This is a genomic window from Novosphingobium kalidii, from assembly GCF_040534015.1.
Lineage (GTDB): Bacteria > Pseudomonadota > Alphaproteobacteria > Sphingomonadales > Sphingomonadaceae > Novosphingobium > Novosphingobium kalidii.
Genome location: NZ_JBEWLY010000004.1, coordinates 134,803 through 151,640 on the forward strand (window position 1 = coordinate 134,803; position 16,838 = coordinate 151,640).

Sequence of the window (16,838 nt, forward strand, 5' to 3'; positions counted from 1 at the left end):
ATGGCACAAGACAACAGCCCCGTGGACCCCTCGACCTTCTACGTGGTCGAGCAGGACGATCATGGCCACGGCAGTCCGACGCTGCTGGGCTTCTGGATCTACCTGATGAGCGACGCGCTCATCTTCGCGGCCCTGTTCGCAACCTTTGGCGTGCTGAGCAGCAGCTACGCCGGAGGCCCGGCGCCTCACGAGATTTTCAACCTGCGATTGGTCGCGCTCAACACCGCCATTCTGCTTTTCTCCTCAATCACCTATGGCTTCGCCATGTTGGCGATGGAGCGGGGGGGGCTGCGCGCAGTGCAAGGGTGGCTGCTGGTCACCGGCCTGCTCGGCCTGAGTTTCGTCGGAGTCGAACTGTACGAGTTCGCTGAACTGATCGCCGAAGGCGCAACCCCCCAGCGCAGCGGCTTCCTTTCCGCATTCTTCACGCTGGTCGGGACCCACGGTCTCCATGTCACCGTCGGCATCATCTGGATTGGCGTGATGCTGGTTCAGCTCAATCAGCGTGGTCTGCACCTTGAGAACAAGCGCCGCCTTCAGTGCCTGAGCATGTTCTGGCACTTCCTGGATGTGATCTGGATCGGCGTCTTCTCCTTCGTTTATCTGCTTGGAATGGTGCGATGAGTTCGACTTCTACCGCTTCCCACGGCGCCAATCTCGATGGCGAATTGCACGCGCACGGTGATACGCATGGGCACGGCTCCATGCGCAGCTACCTGATCGGTTTTGCGCTGTCGGCTGTATTGACGGCCATCCCGTTCTGGCTCGTCATGAGCGATGTGCTGGGCAATTCGACCTGGACATCGGCCGCCGTGATCGCGTTCGCGGTGGCACAGGTCGTGGTTCACACCATCTGCTTCCTGCACGTGAACACCCAGGCGGAAGGCGGGTGGACGCTGGTGGCTTTCGTGTTCACCGCCGTGATCCTGCTGATCATCATCGCGGGTTCGCTGTGGATCATGTATCACCTCAACACGAACATGATGCCGGGCATGATGACGGGACAAGCGGCGACGATGCCGTGATCCCGGGGGGAGGCAAGCGCGCCTTCCTCCTGGGCTTATGCCTGCTTGCCAGCGTTCTGTTTTCAGGACTGGGCGTATGGCAGCTGGAACGGCGGGCCTGGAAGCTCGATCTGATCGAGCGGGTAGAGGCCCGCATCCATGCACCGCCGGTAGCGCCGCCCGAACCCGGAACATGGGCGTCCCTGAGCCCGGCGGATGTAGAATATCGCTGGGTGCGCGTAACCGGCACTCTGCTTCATGACCGCGCGACTTTGGTCGATGCCCTGACCGAGCTTGGCCCAGGCGCATGGCTGGTCACGCCGCTGCGCACCGCGCAAGGCATCGTCCTGATCAACCGCGGGTTCGTACCTCATGACTGGAAGGCGCAGTCCAACTCGGCCGCCGGGCAAGAGGCGGCTGAGGTAACGATCACCGGGCTCCTCCGCCTGTCGGAGCCGGATGGCCGAATCCTGCGGCCGAACCGGCCGGCGGAAGAGCGCTGGTTCTCTCGCGACGTTCCGGCGATCGCGCGAGCCCGAGGTCTGACCAACGTCGCGCCGTTCTTCGTCGATGCGGAGGCGACCGGCAGCGCAATGGGCTATCCGCGCGGCGGGCTAACCGTGGTTCAGTTCCGCAATACCCACCTGATCTATGCCCTGACCTGGTTCGGTCTCGCCGCTCTTTCGATCACAGGACTGGTCTTGCTCCTGCTTCCGGCGCAAAAGCGTCGGTGATGGACGCACCACTCCTTGCGCTTACCCGAAGGCCCTTCAGCAGGTTCCCCGACGTATCGGCCAGGCAAGCTTCAATCGAGAACATGCGACAGCTCATCCAGCTGCGCTGGCTCGCTGTGATTGGCCAATTGATCGCGATCCTGGCGGTGCACTTCCTGCTCAGGGTGGAACTACCGCTGGCCCCGATGATCGCGATCGTGGGGCTGCTGGCCTTCGCGAACTTCCTGTTCAGGCTGCGGGTTCGGCGGTCCTGGATCGTGTCGGGCGAGCTTGTGTTGGCGCTGCTCCTCGACATGGCGGCTCTGACTGCTCAGCTCTACCTGAGCGGCGGCGCCACCAATCCGTTCATTTCTCTCTATCTGGTGCAGGTCGTACTCGGGGCCATCCTGTTGCAGGCACCGCTCGCCTGGCTGCTGGTGGCGTCATCATGCGTGTGCACGGCTTTCCTGAGCATTCATTACCGTCCCCTCGTTTTTCCGGCTGAGTTCTCGGACGATGCGACCGTTTTGCTGATGAGCGGATCTTGGATCAGCTTCGTCATGGTTGCCGTGCTCCTGGTCCTGTTCAGCACCCGTATCACCCGCAATCTGCGCGCGCGCGATGCGTACGCCGCAGAACTTGGACAGCGGGCTGTAGAGGAAGACGGCATCGTTCGCATGGGCCTGTTCGCCAGCGGCGCAGCGCATGAACTGGGCACGCCGCTCTCGACGCTGGCAGTGCTGATCGCGGATTGGCAGCGTCATCCCGTGATCCTGGGCGACAAGCAATTTGCCGAGGAGCTGGAGGAGGCCCAGGCCGAACTTGGCCGGTGCAAGCAGATCGTCTCCAACATCCTGCACTCGGCTGGCCGTTCACGCGGGGAGGCGATGGGCTCGGCGTCGGCAGAAGCCTTGCTGGAGAGCATCGCGGCTGAGTGGCGGATTGTGCATCCCAGCGTACCGCTCAAGCACAGCTTCGATTGGACCGGCACGCCGGCCGTAGCCGCCGAGCCAGCACTGCGCCAGGCAATCTGGAGTTTGCTGGACAATGCCGCGGAAGCGTCACCTGCCGGAGTGCTCCTCCTTGGGGAGGTGATCGACGACGAATTCCTTATGGTGACCATCGCGGATCGTGGCATCGGCTTTTCGCCGCAGCAGCTTGAGCGCATCGGCGCGCTGAATCAGACGACCAAGAATGCCGGGCACGGCGTCGGTCTTTTTCTTGCAGGAACCGTTGCGCGTCGGCTGGGTGGAAAGCTTGAGGCTTCGAACCGGCTGGGCGGTGGTGCCGAGGTGCGGCTGACACTTCCCATCGTCAACTCGCCAGCTTCGGAGGAGAGGTGAATGCAGGTCGAGGACCGACGCCTCGTCATCGTCGAGGATGATGCCACGTTTGCCCGCACGCTGGCGCGATCGTTCGAGCGTCGGGGCTATCAGGTGCATGTGGTTGGCACGCCGGAACAGCTCTATGAGCTGCTGAAGACGGAGCGCCCCAATCGAGCCGTGGTGGACCTGAAGCTTGGCGTCACGTCCGGCCTGGTGTGCGTCCAGGCGCTGCATGAAATGGATCCCGGCATGCGGATCGTCGTCCTCACCGGTTATGCCAGCATCGCGACGGCGGTAGAGGCGATCAAGCTGGGGGCCTCTCACTATCTGCCCAAGCCGTCTAACACGGACGACATCGAGGCGGCCTTTGCCAAGGCCAATGGCAATGTCGAAGCGCCAATCACCGCGCAGCCGACCTCACTCAAAACTCTTGAGTGGGAACGGATCAATGAGGCGCTGGCGGACACCGGCTTCAACATCTCCGAAACCGCCCGACGCTTGGGAATGCACAGGCGGACGCTTGCGCGTAAACTGGAGAAGCGGCAACTGCGCTGAATCGCTCTCGCCGCAGCACTGGGTCCAACAGCGCCATGGAATTCCCGGCCGGCACGGATGGGGAATGCTCACAGGTTAAGCGAACTTGCGCGCGATCAAAGCGCGCGCGCTCGAAGCAGAGCAAGGCCGTCCTCGACGCTGCAACAATCCTGGCCCGCGCCGTGCGGGCACTGCGGCGACGGATGAGGGACTATGCGAAACGTTCTGTACCTGACCGCGGCGCTCGCCGCGGCGGCAGCCACCCCGGCCTTTGCGACGAATGCCGATGGCCGACTGCAGGTGAAAGTGCTCGCCACTGGCGTGCTGCCCGATGGCAAGATCGACGACTTGAAGAAAAACCTGGTCGGCATCCCGGCCGGCAGCCAGACCAAGGCCAACGACAATGTCGTGCCCACTCTTGCCATCGAGTATTATGCAACGCCCGCCGTCTCCGTGGAGACGATCTGTTGCTTCACGCAGCACCACGTCAACGGGGCGGGGCCGCTTGCCGGAACGGACATTGTAGACCATGTCTTGATCCTGCCGGCCACTCTCACGCTCAAGTACCACGTCAACCTTGGGCCGGTGCGGCCATATGTGGGCGTCGGCCCGAGCCTGTTCATCATCTTTGACGAGAAGCCCGGTGCCACCGCTCGCGCGCTCGGGGCGACGCGGGTGAAGATGAGCAACGAGTTGGGTCTCGCACTGCAGGCCGGCGCCGACGTGCCGGTGAGTGATAAGGGCATTGGTGTCACGTTTGATGCCAAGAAGTACTTCATGAACACGACCGCACATTTCTACACAGCGTCGGGCGTGGAGGCACTCGAAACCAAGCACTCGCTCGATCCCTGGGTCGTGAGCGGCGGCGCCTACTTCCGCTTCTGATCCGCCTTTTGGGCAAGCAAAAGGCCGGCGGTGATCCCGCCGGCCTTTTTCGCTGCTCCACCTTCGTGAACTGCCGCGCCGGGCGATCCGGCGCGACAGTGCGGCATGCCGCTCAGGCGGCTTCGACCTCCTTGGCGCGCTTCTCTGCGTGCGCCTTGAACATCTGCATGACGTCGCCCGAGGTGACGGGCCGCGTCTCCGTCGTTGGGGCCGAACCGCCGGAGGACTTGGGGCTAGTGTCGACGTTCCTTGCAGCGGCGCGTGCGTGACAGGCGCCGACTGTCATATCCTCGCGCCGATTGTACTTGAACAGCGCGTCGTGGCGCAGCCAGCGGATAGCGTTGAGGTGAGTGATCTTGTTGATCTGGGCGTCGGTGAGTCCCTGCACTTGCTGCCACAGCAGCTCGGCCGCGTCGGGCCAGAGCGCGTCGGAATGCGGGTAGTCGACTTCGTAAGTGACGTTGTCCTCTCCCACTTCGGACAAGTTCTTCAGGCCGTACGGGTCCCACAAGAAGCAGTGTGCGAAGTGGCGCTTCATCAGCTCGCTCGGCTTGATGTCCTGGAACCTGGAGCGGGTCCAGGCCTTGTGCCGCCAGTTCGAGAAATCTGCCCGCTCCATGAGGTAGGGCACCCAACCGATCGAACCCTCAGCGACGATGATGCGCATGTCTGGATATTGATGCAGCTCTTCCAGTTGCAGCCAGTCGGCGACGCCCTGCGCGACCGACAGCGGCATGGTCGAGATCCAGGCCTCGATCGGCGTTTCCATGGAGGCATGAGGCGCCGGATTGCCGCTGCCGATGTGCAGCGCGATGGTCATGTCGTTGTCCATCAGCGCCTTGAACACCGGATTCCAATAGTCGTTGTGGATGCTTGGAAGGGACTGCGCGGTCGGGTTCTCGTTCATGGAGACCACGCGGAACCCCTTGCGGGCGCAGCGGTGTATCTCCTGCACGGTCGCGTCGACATCCCACGTCGGCAAGATTGCAAGCGGTATGAAGCGGCCGGGATAAGCCATGCACCACTCGTCATAGTGCCAGTCGTTGTAGGCTTGCATGTGGCGAAGAGAGAGCGACTTGTCTGGCGCCTTATGGAAAGTCTGCCCGTCGAAGCCGATCGAGTTGCCAAAGCACATCGAGGCGGCGATCCCGTTCACGTCCATGTCCTCGATGCGCTTGTGGACGTCCCAGCAGCCGTCCCGCAGCTGGTCCAGCGAGGTGGGTTCCATGCCGTACTCCTCGAAGGGACGGCCGACGACGGCGTTGAGGCCGACAGAAGGGCGAATATAGCCCTGGTACTCCCAGAAGTTTTTGCCTTGCTTGTCGGTCTTCAGCTTGGGGGCAGTGGCCAGCAGGTCGCCCGACAGTTGATTGTCGAACAAGGTAGGCGGCTCGCAGATGTGATCGTCGGTGCTTATGACCACCATGTCGTTCATGTGCATGCGCAACTCTCCGTGTATTATCGATACCGCACGGTGTCTCTGTTGTCGGTGGCGCGACATTGATCGAGATCAATTGGTGCTTGGCCGTTGAACAAAAAGGAGGCGGCCACCTTGCGAGTGGCCGCCTATGTTAGTCGGGAAGAGCGGTTGCGGGCGGCGCTGGAAGTCGTGTCCAGACGCGGGTGCAACCGAGGTCTTCATTCGGCGATACGCGTTCGGCACACATTGATCTCGATCAAAGCAGCGCTCGGCAGGAGTGATAGAGCCTAATCAACAACTCTGTTGATTAGGAGAGGCCTTGTGATCTGCCAGCCGACCGACTGCCCGCCCGCAAGCGAGATCGATTTCGAGGCGGTACGCGCACGCTATCGCGCCGAGCGGGACCGCCGCATCCGCAAAGAGGCCAACGAGCAGTACATCGAGACGAGCGGCGAGTGGGCGGACCTTTACGAGCGTGACCCGTACATGCCGGTCGCCCCGCGCGAGCCGATCGCCGGTGAGACTGACGTGGTGGTGCTCGGCGGCGGTTTCTGCGGGATGATGGTGGCGCATGGCCTCAAGCAGGCTGGCATCGACGACTTCTTCATTGTTGACCATGCCGGCGATTTCGGCGGCACCTGGTACTGGAACCGCTATCCCGGCATCCAGTGCGATAACGATGCGTACTGCTACATGCCGCTGCTCGAAGAGACGGGCACGATGCCTTCCAAGAAGTTCACCGACGGCTTCGAGATCCAGCAACACTGCCGCACAATCGCCGAGACCTTCGGGCTATACGAAAATGCCTTGTTCCACACTCTCGTGCGTGGGCTGAGCTGGGATGAGACGCTCAATCGCTGGCACGTCACCACCAATCGAGGCGACGACATCAAGGCGCGCTTCGTCGTGATCGCCAACGGTCCGCTCAACAAGCCCAAGCTGCCCGGCATTCCCGGCATCAAGGATTTCAAGGGCAAGCTCTTCCATACTGCCCGTTGGGACTACGAATACACTGGCGGCGAATGGAAAGCTCCTGTGCTGGACAAGCTCGCCGACAAGAAGGTCGCTGTCATCGGCACTGGTGCCACCGCCATCCAGGTGGTGCCGCACGTGGGGCGCCACGCCGGCCAACTCTACGTCATCCAGCGTACGCCTTCGAGCGTCGACTTGCGCGCCAACAAGCCCACGGACGTGGAATGGTTCAAGTCGCTCAAGCCGGGCTGGCAGCAGGACCGCATCCGCAACTTCCACCACGCCGCGATGGAGCGGCTTGCCCCCGGCGAGCCGGACCTGATCCAGGACATCTGGACCGAGATCAGCCGCAACCTCTCTGCCGAACTCGAGGCTGAAGGGTGGCCTGACGTCTCGTTGGAGGAGTACATGCGTCGCCGCGAAGTCATGGACTACCGCGTGATGGAGCGCCTGCGCCGACGCTGCGAGGAGATCGTGGAGGATCCGGCGACGGCTGAGGCGCTCAAGCCCTGGTATCGCTTCCTGTGCAAGCGGCCGTGCTCCAACGACGATTATTATGCGACCTTCAACCGCCCTAATGTCGAACTGGTGGACGTCGCCGCAACACAAGGCGTCGAGCGCATGACCGAGAAGGGCTTTGTCGCCAACGGTCGTGAGTACGAGATCGACTGCATGATCTTCGCCAGCGGCTACGAGGTGACCAATGAGCTGCACCGGCGCTGGGCCATCGATCCGGTCACCGGCCGCAATGGCCTGTCGATCTACGACTACTGGGCAGATGGCTTCAAGACGTTCCAGGGCATGATGGCGAACGGCTTCCCCAACCTGTTCTTCACGGGCTTTACACAAGCCGGAGTCAACGCGACCAACAGTGCCACCTTCATCGCGCAAGGGCGCCACATCGGGTATATCGCGAGCGAGGCGCTGAAGCGCGGGGCGGTCACGGTGGAGCCCACGAAGGAGGCACAGGACGCCTACCTCGCCAAGTTGCGGTCGGTGGCGGTCGACAACTCCGACTTCGTCAACGAATGCACGCCCAGCTACTTCAACAATGAGGGCGATCAGGCTCACAAGCGCCACATCTTTGGCGAACCCTGGGGGCCGGGCTTCTACGACTTCGAAGCCATGCTGGAGCGCTGGCGCGATGCCGGCACGCTGGATGGGCTGGAACTCACCCGCGAGCCGGTCGAGGCCTGAGGAGGCGCACCATGAACAAGCCAGAAAAGATCGTCTCCGCCGACTTGTCCGAACCGCTGACCTTCCCGGCCGAAGCTTACATCAGCCGCGACTATGCCGAGGCTGAGGCCGATCGTTTGTGGTCCAAGGTATGGCAGCACGCCGGACGGGTGGAGGAGCTTGCCGAAGTGGGCAGCTACATCACCTACAACATCGCGCACGACTCCATACTCATCGTGCGGACTGGGCCGGACACGATCAAGGCCTACCACAACGTCTGCCCGCATCGCGCGCGGCGCCTTGTCGGCAACAACGCGGGCGGCGGGCAGGGCGTGCTGCCGCAGAGCAAGGGGGAGCACAGCGCCTGCGGACGCCAGGGTGCCTTCACTTGCGCCTATCATGCCTGGACCTTTGATCTGGACGGCAAGGCGACCCACATCCTCGACAAGGATGACTGGCAGGGTGCGCTCAACGAGGAGAGGACCAGCCTCACGCCCGTGCAGGTGGATACCTGGGGCGGATGGATCTGGATCAACATGGACCCCGGTGCCCGGCCCCTGCGGGACTACCTCGAGCCTGTCGCCTCCCTGCTCGACCCGTTCGAGTTCGAAAAGATGCGCTACCGCTTTCGTCAGTGGGGGGTGTTCGACTGCAACTGGAAGGTCGCCCTCGAAGCCTTCCTGGAGCCTTACCACGTTGCCGGCACGCATCCGCAGCTGACCAAGTACGGCGATTTTTACGCCTGGTCGCGCACGCTCGGTCTCCACGGCCACGATGGATACGATACCAAGGATCACACTGCCGAGGGTTCGGCGGACAGGACCACGGTGCACCGCGCGCCGAAGGGCAAGGACGCCCGCGTCAACATCGCGCGCATGCAACAGGAGTTCTGGGACACGATCGGAGCCAGTACGACCGAGACGCTGGTCCAGGCCGCCCAGCGCCTGGTGGACGAATTACCCGAGGGTACACCGCCCCAACAGGTGCATCATCACTGGATCATGGCAGCAAAGGCCGACGATGCGGCGCGCGGTGTGATCTGGCCCGAGATCAGCGACGAGCAGATGAGCCAAGCGGGTCTCGCACTGTCGGTGTTCCCGAATATGAACATCCTGCCCGGTCCGACTTTCGCGCTCTATTATCGTGTTCGGCCCTATGGCTCTGACCCGGACAAGTGCATCTACGAGGCGATCGCCCTTGATCGCTTCCCGCCCGGGGAAGAACCCAAGACCGAGTGGGTCTTCGCCGACCAGGATCTCACCGCCTGGCCTCATGTGATCGCACAGGACATCTCGAACATGATTGAGGTGCAGCGAGGGCTGAAGTCACGCGGCTTTCGGGGCAACCTGCCTAACCCTTGGCAGGAGCGCAAGGTCACCAACCTGCACCGCGGCCTCGCCAAGTACATGGGTATTGGCGCCCCGCGACCGCTGGACTGATTGCTCCTTAGTCTTTGCGCCGGATCAAAGCGGCGCGTGCGCCACGCAGTCACACTCGCATCAATCGACAGGAGAGAGCCAGATGGCAACGACGACCCTCAGCCGCCTCAAGGCAGAACAGATCAAGCCAATGATCGGCAGCTGTATTCTCAACACCAAGGAAGAACTGCTCAGCGGCGAACTGACCGGCGCGATCAACGAGCTGCTGGAGCAGCGCGGGGTGCTGGTCTTCAAGCAGCTGCACTTTACCGACGATGAGCAAATCGCCTTCACGAATGCGCTGGGCGGCAATGCCACCGAGATTGGCTATCAGAACAAGGCGGTGTTCCCCATTTCACTTGATCGCCGCATCAACCAGGAGGCGGTCGAGTACCTGAAGGGCTCCCTGTTCTGGCACATCGACGGCACCATGAACGACGTGCCGGTTCGGGGCTCGATCCTCACGAGCAAGGTTCTCCCGACCTGGGGCGGCAACACCGAGTTTGCCAACTGCTACGCTGCCTACGACGACCTGCCGGAGGAGACGAAGGCGCGCATCGAGGGGCTGCGGGTGGTGCATACGATGTGGGCCTCGCAGCTTTACCACACGCCCGAGCCGACGCTGAAGCAACTCAGCGACTGGCAGACACGCGGGCAGGGCAAGCGTGAGCTGCCACTGGTGTGGAAGCACAAGTCAGGCCGCAAGTCGCTCGTGCTCGGCAACACCGCGCAATATGTCATCGGTCTGGAGCCAGAGGAAAGTGCATGCATCCTCCATGGTCTGCGCGAGGTCGCCACCAGCGAGCCGTACCACTACTCGCACGAGTGGGAGGTCGGAGACTCCGTGATGTGGGACAACACCGGCACGCTCCACCGCGCGATGCCCTACGATCCCGACTGCGGACGCCTGCTCCATCGCACGATCCTGCAGGGTGACGAACCTTTCGCCTGAAGACTCCCATACGCAGAGAGGACCGGCTCATGGCCGAAATGGACCCGATCGAGCTGCACGCGCACAACCCGCTGCGGATCGAGAACCCCGCGCTGATCCCCGCCGGGCGCTACTACGACGAGGACTTCTATCGCCTGGAGGGCGAGCGGATGTGGCCGCACGTGTGGCAAATGGCTTGCCGGCTCGAGCAGATTCCGGAGGTGGGCGACTGGATCGAGTACTCGAACCTGGGCAAATCAGTCATCGTCGTGCGCACTCGCGACGAGGTGAAGGCTTACCAGAACCACTGTCGGCATCGCGGCGTGCCGATTGCGGGCGGGGAGGGCAACGCTGAAGGCAAGAGCGCGCACGGCAACTGCGCCAAGAGCGGGTTCATCTGCCCGTTCCACGGCTGGCGCTGGAACATGGATGGCGACTGCACCTTCGTTTACGGTCGCCACTTGTTCGACGAAGAGCTGTTGAACAAGGACGACCTCGCGCTCCGCTCGGTCCGGGTCGAGACTTGGGGCGGGTGCGCCTTCATCAACCACGATCCAGATGCGCCCTCACTGCGCGATAGCCTGGGACCGGTGCTCGACCGCTTGGAAGCGCGCGGCATGAGCAAGATGCGCGCGCAGTGGTGGTTCGCGACAGTGCTGCCCGCCAACTGGAAGGTGGCGATGGAGGCCTTCATGGAAGGCTACCACGTGATGAAGACGCACCCGCAACTCCAGCACGCGCAGCCCAGCCTCTATAACGGCCGCTATGGTAATGAGACCGGCGGGCTGGGGCCGACGATCAATCCCAATCTCAGTGTGAGCGAGAACATCGCAGAAGCGCTGCAGACCATGGAATTGCTCAGCGACGGCATGGCCGGACTGGTGCAGCGCAAGGAAATCGAAATCGCGCGCGCCGTTCCCACCCATGACCTGCCCGAGGATCCGCAAGTTGCGATAATGGCTTGGTACGGCCGCGTCTGTCAGGCCATCACAGACACTCTGCGCGCGCGGGGCGAGGATGTGCCGGACCTTGCCAAAGTGATGGTGGAGCAGCCGGTGGAAGCGGTTGAATTCTTGTTTCCCAATACCTTCCTGCTCACCTACTTTACGAGCATGTCGGCATACCGCATCCGTCCGCTTGGCCCGGAGTCCTGCCTTTTCGAACTGTGGTCGCTGACGCACTACCCGGAGGGCGAGGAGCCGGAACTGCAGCGCGAACCCACCGTCCTGCCATTCGACAGCCAGGATTTCCCGATGATCCCGCGGCAGGACTATTCCAATATACCTATCCAGCAGAAAGGCCTGCACTCTGAAGGCTTGGAAAACTTGCGGCTGTGCAAGGAGCGCGAAGGGCTGATCAGCAACTACCAGCGCCTGATCGATGGCTACATCGCCGGTGCGCCGGCAGCGCTCCTTTCAAACGCCAACCAGAAGCTTGGCGGAAACTTTGATGGGGCGATCCTTGACCTGGAACTGGAGAAGAAACACGGGCTGTAAGAAGCGCGAACGTTGAATCTCGGAAAAGCGAAGCTGAGGCCGCGCATGACCGGTTCGGGGTGAGCTGATCGCCTAGGCACTCCGCCTTCGTGGTCTTGGCGCCAATGCTCCGTGTCGGCAGCGGAATTTATGGCGCAAGGAAAATGGATTCGCTATCCATACCGGGCGCGGGCGGGGGAGCAGATGGGCCAGCTTCAAGACGAGGTTCTGAGTTGGGTCATGTCCCGGAGGGTCATGCCCGGTCGCGAACTCGCGGTGCTGCGGGCTGCCGGGATCATCCCTAAGCCCGCACAGTGGCGGAAGTTTCTCGAGCAGATCGCCTTGTGGCTGGGCACGCTCGCCCTGGCCGCGGCGGTGATCTTCTTCTTCGCGTTCAACTGGGACGATCTTGGCCGCCTCGTCAAGATTGGCCTGGCCGAAGCGGCGATCCTGGTCGCTCTGCTCGCCTGCTGGCAGCTTGATCTGGACGGGGGTGCGGGCAAGGCTGCGCTCACCTTGGGGAGCTTGCTGGTAGGCGCGCTCCTGGCTTTGACCGGACAGATCTATCAGACCGGCGCCGACACGTTCGAACTGTTCGCCTATTGGGCCGCGCTCATCCTCCCGTGGGTGCTCATCGGGCGGTTCGCAGCTCTGTGGCTGGTCTGGCTCGGTCTGATCAACACTGCGGTGTTTCTGTACTTCGTGCTCGGTCGCGACGAGGAGCCGCTGTTGTGGGCCTTGTTCGTGCTGAATGGTCTGGCGCTGGTCGGTTGGGAGATCGCCCATCGCGCCGGGCTCGCCTGGCTGCGCGAACGCTGGCCTGCGCGGCTGATCGCAATGGCGAGCGCTGGCTCCGCAACGGTGCTGATCTTGTGGGCGATTGTGGAGAGAAGCGGCGGCAGTGCCGTTCTCACGACGTTCGCGTACCTGGGCTGGCTGACGGCGATCTACGCTTGGTATCGCGGCGTCCGAGCGGACTTATTCATGCTGGCCATTGGCGTGCTGAGCCTGATCGTCGCGGTCGCCGCCTTCCTGTTGCTTCACCTGCCAAATTCTGGCGGCGTCGCCTTTCTGTTCATCGGCCTGATAGTGATCGGCCTTTCGGCTGCCGGCGCGCTCTGGCTTAAATCCGTGGCGCGGGAGTAGGCAGCATGAACGCCGCGGAGCTCTGGACCGAGCTGAGCGACGCCGGCCTGGTCAAGGGCGCTCAGCCCGAGCCTGAGGCGGGCGTTTCGCCTTGGTACGTCCGCCTGATGCTCGGCATCGCCGGCTGGATCGGCGCGCTGTTTCTGCTCGGCTTCGTCGCGAACGCGTTGACCGCTATCGTGGATGATGCCGCCTCCGCGCTAGTCGCCGGCGTCCTGTGTTGCGCGGCGGCCTTCGCGCTGTTTCGCACCTTCGCCGGACAGGACTTCGCCGAACAGTTCGCGCTTGCGCTCAGCCTGGCCGGGCAGGGGCTTCTAGCGGTCGCGCTGGCAAAGGTTTTCAGGCCGCAGGATCCGGCGTTCTATTTCGCGTTCGCTTTGGTCGAGGCTGCGCTGGTGCTCATTGTGCCGGCATTCCTCCATCGCCTGCTGGCCGCTTGCGGTGCCGCTATCGCGCTGGCGCTCGCGATCAATGAGTTGGAACTGCCCGGCCTCACCACTCCGCTGTTCTGCGCGGCGCTGGTGCTGGTCTGGCTCGATCCGGTGAGGTGGGCGAGGGGCGGTCGACTCTGGCGACCGGTCGGCTATGGGCTGGTGCTTGCGCTGATGCTGGTGGAGACATTCCGCCTGTTCGGCTGGGACGCCTTGTTCGGCCGGGCCGCAGCCTCAGGCTGGATAGCGCAGCATGGCCCGTTGCTCGGTCGAGGACTAACGAGTGCGGTGCTGGTCTGGGTGACTGTCCTTCTGGTAACCCGCGAAGGCTTCCGCTTCACCAGCCGGGGATTCCTGCTGACAGCAGGGGCTGCGGTGCTGGTCGGCTGCCTGTGCCTCATAGCGCCGGGCCTGGGTGCGGCGCTGCTGATCCTCCTGCTCGGCTTCGCGGCGGGCAATCGGTTGTTGATGGCTATCGGCATCCTCGGCCTGCTCGGCTTCGCCGCCCATTTCTACTACAGCTTGCACGCAACGCTGCTCCTCAAGTCCGGCATCCTCGCAGTCACGGGCCTCAGCCTTCTCGCCGCGTTCCTGTTCCTGCGCCGGACGGCGGGCGAACTGGACGAGGTGCACCATGCGTAAACAGATTGCGCTCGCCGTCGGACTGCTGATCCTGCTTTTCGTCAACTACGGCATCTACGAGCGCGAGCGGCTTCTGAGGCATGGTCGGGTCGTGCTACTGGAGCTCAGCCCGGTGGATCCGCGCTCGCTGATGCAGGGCGACTATATGCGGCTGCGGTTCGCTGCCGCTAATCAGGCGTCTCGCGCCGCGGGATCGCAGGTCGCCGGCGGGCGCCTTGTTGTCGCACTTGACGAGCGCGGCGTCGGCCAGTTTCGCCGCTTCGCCGATACTCGGCCGCTGGGTGCGGGCGAAGTGGCGCTTCGGTATCGCGTCCGGCACGGGGAGGTAATATTCGCCACCAATGCCTTCTTCTTTGAGGAAGGGCAGGCGAAGGCGCTCGACGAGGCGTGCTTTGGCGAGTTTCGCGTCGATGCAGATGGCGAAATGATCCTGACCGGTCTGCGCGGCCCGCATCTCGAATTGTTGAAGCCCGCCAGCTAGGGCGGCCGCAATCGCGCTTTCTCGGCTCAGCGAGCGGTGTAAAGGGCTGCCAATCATGTGATTGGGAAGGAAGAAGCATGTCCGATGACGACTATGTCTATGACGAGGACAGCGGTGAGTGGGTGCCGGCAGCCGAGTTGGCCGCCAAGCGTCAGCTCGACGGGCAGGTAGAGGTGCGCGATGCCGTCGGCAATCTGCTGGCTGACGGCGACCAGGTGACGCTCATCAAAGATCTCGAGGTTAAGGGCGCCGGGCAGACGCTGAAACGCGGTACGCTCATCAAATCCATCCGGCTGACAGGCGATCCGCAGGAGATCGACTGCCGCTACGAGGGCATAAAAGGCTTGGTGCTGCGAGCCGAGTTCGTCCGCAAACGGTAGTGGTACGCCCCAGGCGGAAGGTGCCGACCGCCGAGGCGATTCTCGAACTGACCGACGCCGAAGGTCCCCACATGGAGGAGCCTTTCGCTGGCGCGAGTGTGCGCAAAACAACTTCCTGAAAGAAGCCGTGCAAGCTTTGCAGCAATCTTGGCGCTGATGTGTTCCTGAATTTCCATGGCGAGATTGTGCCTGCTGCTGCAACAGGTGCATCATGGCAGCAGGATGCTGGCAGGTAGTGCGGCGATGCCGCTAAGGGGGCGTGTTCGTGAGCGAACTTCCGATTGAGACAGCCTGTTTAGCGAGAAGAGAGGCGCATTCTTCCGTGGTGACCGCCAGCACGCTCAGGTGCCGTCGAGTATCCCGCACAATGGCAACGCGGTTGCAGTCGCATGGCAAGCGATCTCGACCAACCAGGAGCCCACCAGCAACTTCTCCAGTGCAATGGCGGCGCAGCATTCAATCATGATGACGACGACGGCAGCACGCCTATGGGTTCCTTACTGCGGCGCAGGTCCGACGCCTGACGAACTCCTCGCCCGCTGGAACTTCGACCCCCTCCTCCTTATCGGAATGGCTGGCATTTTCGCGGTGATATGGCGGCTGTCGGTCGACTCGCGAGGGCGCCAGTTCCTCTGCGGTTCAGCCGCGCTGGCGGTGATCCTCTTTGTATCCCCGTTCTGCGCGCTGACTTCCGCCCTGTTCTCTGCGCGGGTGACGCATCACGTCCTGCTTACGGCAGTGATCGCGCCTGCGCTCGTTGCCGCGCTGCCAGCCTGGCGAACGCGCTGGCCGGGCTCTCTCGCCGTTTGGACAGGCATTCAGACGCTGACGTTCTGGTTGTGGCATGCACCGGGTTTCTACGCAGCAGCTCTCTCCAGCGATCTTGTCTACTGGAGCATGCAAATCACTCTTTTGGGAACAGCGGCCGGGTTCTGGGCGGCGGTGCGCCGTGCCAGCAGTCCGGCTGCCATTGCGGCGCTGCTGGGCGCGACCGTGCTGATGGGCCTGCTGGGCGCGCTGATCACCTTCGCAGGGGTCCCGCTTTACGAGCCGCACTACTTTACGACCGCCGCCTGGAACATGAGCCCGCTGGAGGATCAGCAACTCGCCGGACTCATCATGTGGGCTCCTTCCGCAGCGCTATATCTGGGAGCCGCGCTGTTCGTGATGAGCCGCTTCCTGAAACATGAGGAAGGCCGGATCGCAGCATGATTGCGCGGCTGCAGGCTTGGGGCAGAAGTTATACCAACCGAGGGCGCTACACGCCGGTGGGCATTGTCTTCCACTGGGTCATGGCGGGCTTGATCCTATTCCAGATCGGGTGGGGGTTCTGGACCGACTGGATGATGCCGGGCGGCGAGAAGGTGCATGCCTATCAGATCCACAGCGCCGCGGGGCTCCCCATCCTGCTGCTGGCGATGGGGCGGATCGTGTGGCGGATGCTGATTGATGATCCCTACAACGATGCCGATACGCAGGGCCTTCAGACGAAGATCGCTCACGGAACCGCTTTCCTGTTCTACGTGACCTTCTTCACTCTCCCGCTGTCCGGTTGGGCCATGTGGTCCGCCATAGCGGCACCTGGTCCACTTTATCTGGGCGGCATCGTTCCCTGGCCGCAGATGCCGCTCGACGAACTGTCGTTGGAACTGCAGTTCATCATCCTCGATCTCGCCGAGGATGTGCACATCGGCTCTATCGTTTTGCTGCTCTTGCTGATTCCGGCACATGCAGGGGCGGCCCTGAAGCACCACTTCTGGGACCGCCACGATGTCCTTCGCGGGATGCTGCCGGAGATTCCGGATTGGGAGGACGACCGGGCAACGCAGAGGCATAAGCGCCAAGCGCCCGACTTTCCGAAGGAGTCAGAAGCTGGCTGACTCTCAACATCACGTCGCCAGAATC

The 16,838-nt window shown here is 62.8% G+C and carries 17 protein-coding genes; 16 read left to right on the top strand and 1 reads right to left on the bottom strand.

The features are described 5' to 3' along the window. The 6 genes from cyoC to ABVV53_RS01485 all read left to right on the top strand — a co-directional run bounded on the left by cyoC (position 1) and on the right by ABVV53_RS01485 (position 4,461). On the top strand, positions 1 to 624 hold the full coding sequence (gene cyoC / locus ABVV53_RS01460) for a cytochrome o ubiquinol oxidase subunit III (RefSeq protein WP_419956732.1): 624 nt from the start codon (positions 1 to 3) through the stop codon (positions 622 to 624). Continuing rightward, the gene (cyoD, locus tag ABVV53_RS01465; RefSeq protein ID WP_353982540.1) at positions 621 to 1,025 is read left to right on the top strand and encodes a cytochrome o ubiquinol oxidase subunit IV; all 405 of its coding nucleotides are present in this window, start codon (positions 621 to 623) and stop codon (positions 1,023 to 1,025) included. Before cyoC ends, cyoD begins: the two co-directional genes overlap by 4 nt. Further along, entirely contained in the window at positions 1,022 to 1,738 is a 717-nt protein-coding gene (locus ABVV53_RS01470; protein ID WP_353982541.1) for an SURF1 family protein, read from the top strand. The genes cyoD and ABVV53_RS01470 overlap by 4 nt, the downstream gene beginning before the upstream one ends. Beyond that, positions 1,738 to 3,060 carry an ATP-binding protein gene (locus ABVV53_RS01475; RefSeq protein ID WP_353982542.1) on the top strand — a complete coding sequence of 441 codons (1,323 nt, stop codon included), beginning with the start codon at positions 1,738 to 1,740 and terminating at the stop codon, positions 3,058 to 3,060. The genes ABVV53_RS01470 and ABVV53_RS01475 overlap by 1 nt, the downstream gene beginning before the upstream one ends. After that, the gene (locus ABVV53_RS01480; protein ID WP_353982543.1) at positions 3,061 to 3,597 is read left to right on the top strand and encodes a response regulator transcription factor; all 537 of its coding nucleotides are present in this window, start codon (positions 3,061 to 3,063) and stop codon (positions 3,595 to 3,597) included. It begins immediately after the preceding gene. Between the two features lie 192 nt (positions 3,598 to 3,789). Next, positions 3,790 to 4,461, top strand: coding sequence for an OmpW/AlkL family protein (locus ABVV53_RS01485; protein ID WP_353982544.1), 672 nt, complete (start codon positions 3,790 to 3,792; stop codon positions 4,459 to 4,461). Positions 4,462 to 4,573: 112 nt separating this feature from the next. Here the strand turns inward: ABVV53_RS01485 and ABVV53_RS01490 are convergent, their stop codons facing one another. Continuing rightward, a complete protein-coding gene (locus tag ABVV53_RS01490) occupies positions 4,574 to 5,902 on the bottom strand; it encodes an amidohydrolase family protein (protein ID WP_353982545.1) in 1,329 nt (442 codons plus the stop codon). A gap of 300 nt (positions 5,903 to 6,202) precedes the next feature. Here ABVV53_RS01490 and ABVV53_RS01495 point away from each other — a divergent pair, with 300 nt between their 5' ends. The 10 genes from ABVV53_RS01495 to ABVV53_RS01540 all read left to right on the top strand — a co-directional run bounded on the left by ABVV53_RS01495 (position 6,203) and on the right by ABVV53_RS01540 (position 16,813). Beyond that, a complete protein-coding gene (locus ABVV53_RS01495) occupies positions 6,203 to 8,050 on the top strand; it encodes a flavin-containing monooxygenase (protein ID WP_353982546.1) in 1,848 nt (615 codons plus the stop codon). Positions 8,051 to 8,061: 11 nt separating this feature from the next. Next, positions 8,062 to 9,468, top strand: a complete 1,407-nt coding sequence (locus ABVV53_RS01500) for an aromatic ring-hydroxylating oxygenase subunit alpha (RefSeq protein ID WP_353982547.1) — start codon at positions 8,062 to 8,064, stop codon at positions 9,466 to 9,468. Between the two features lie 82 nt (positions 9,469 to 9,550). After that, positions 9,551 to 10,399 (top strand): TauD/TfdA dioxygenase family protein, encoded by an 849-nt coding sequence (locus tag ABVV53_RS01505; protein ID WP_353982548.1) that lies wholly within the window; start codon positions 9,551 to 9,553, stop codon positions 10,397 to 10,399. A 29-nt stretch (positions 10,400 to 10,428) separates the two neighbouring features. Beyond that, a complete protein-coding gene (locus ABVV53_RS01510) occupies positions 10,429 to 11,874 on the top strand; it encodes an aromatic ring-hydroxylating oxygenase subunit alpha (RefSeq protein ID WP_353982549.1) in 1,446 nt (481 codons plus the stop codon). A gap of 219 nt (positions 11,875 to 12,093) precedes the next feature. Further along, entirely contained in the window at positions 12,094 to 12,999 is a 906-nt protein-coding gene (locus ABVV53_RS01515; RefSeq protein WP_353982550.1) for a DUF2157 domain-containing protein, read from the top strand. A gap of 5 nt (positions 13,000 to 13,004) precedes the next feature. Then, complete coding sequence (locus tag ABVV53_RS01520) at positions 13,005 to 14,072, top strand: DUF4401 domain-containing protein (RefSeq protein WP_353982551.1); 1,068 nt, start codon at positions 13,005 to 13,007, stop codon at positions 14,070 to 14,072. Beyond that, the gene (locus ABVV53_RS01525) at positions 14,065 to 14,553 is read left to right on the top strand and encodes a GDYXXLXY domain-containing protein (RefSeq protein WP_353982552.1); all 489 of its coding nucleotides are present in this window, start codon (positions 14,065 to 14,067) and stop codon (positions 14,551 to 14,553) included. Before ABVV53_RS01520 ends, ABVV53_RS01525 begins: the two co-directional genes overlap by 8 nt. A gap of 77 nt (positions 14,554 to 14,630) precedes the next feature. After that, entirely contained in the window at positions 14,631 to 14,933 is a 303-nt protein-coding gene (locus tag ABVV53_RS01530) for an alkylphosphonate utilization protein (RefSeq protein ID WP_353982553.1), read from the top strand. A gap of 345 nt (positions 14,934 to 15,278) precedes the next feature. Further along, positions 15,279 to 16,145 carry a cytochrome c oxidase assembly protein gene (locus ABVV53_RS01535; RefSeq protein ID WP_353982554.1) on the top strand — a complete coding sequence of 289 codons (867 nt, stop codon included), beginning with the start codon at positions 15,279 to 15,281 and terminating at the stop codon, positions 16,143 to 16,145. Then, positions 16,142 to 16,813, top strand: coding sequence for a cytochrome b (locus ABVV53_RS01540; protein ID WP_353982555.1), 672 nt, complete (start codon positions 16,142 to 16,144; stop codon positions 16,811 to 16,813). The genes ABVV53_RS01535 and ABVV53_RS01540 overlap by 4 nt, the downstream gene beginning before the upstream one ends. The last annotated feature ends 25 nt before the right edge of the window (positions 16,814 to 16,838 follow it).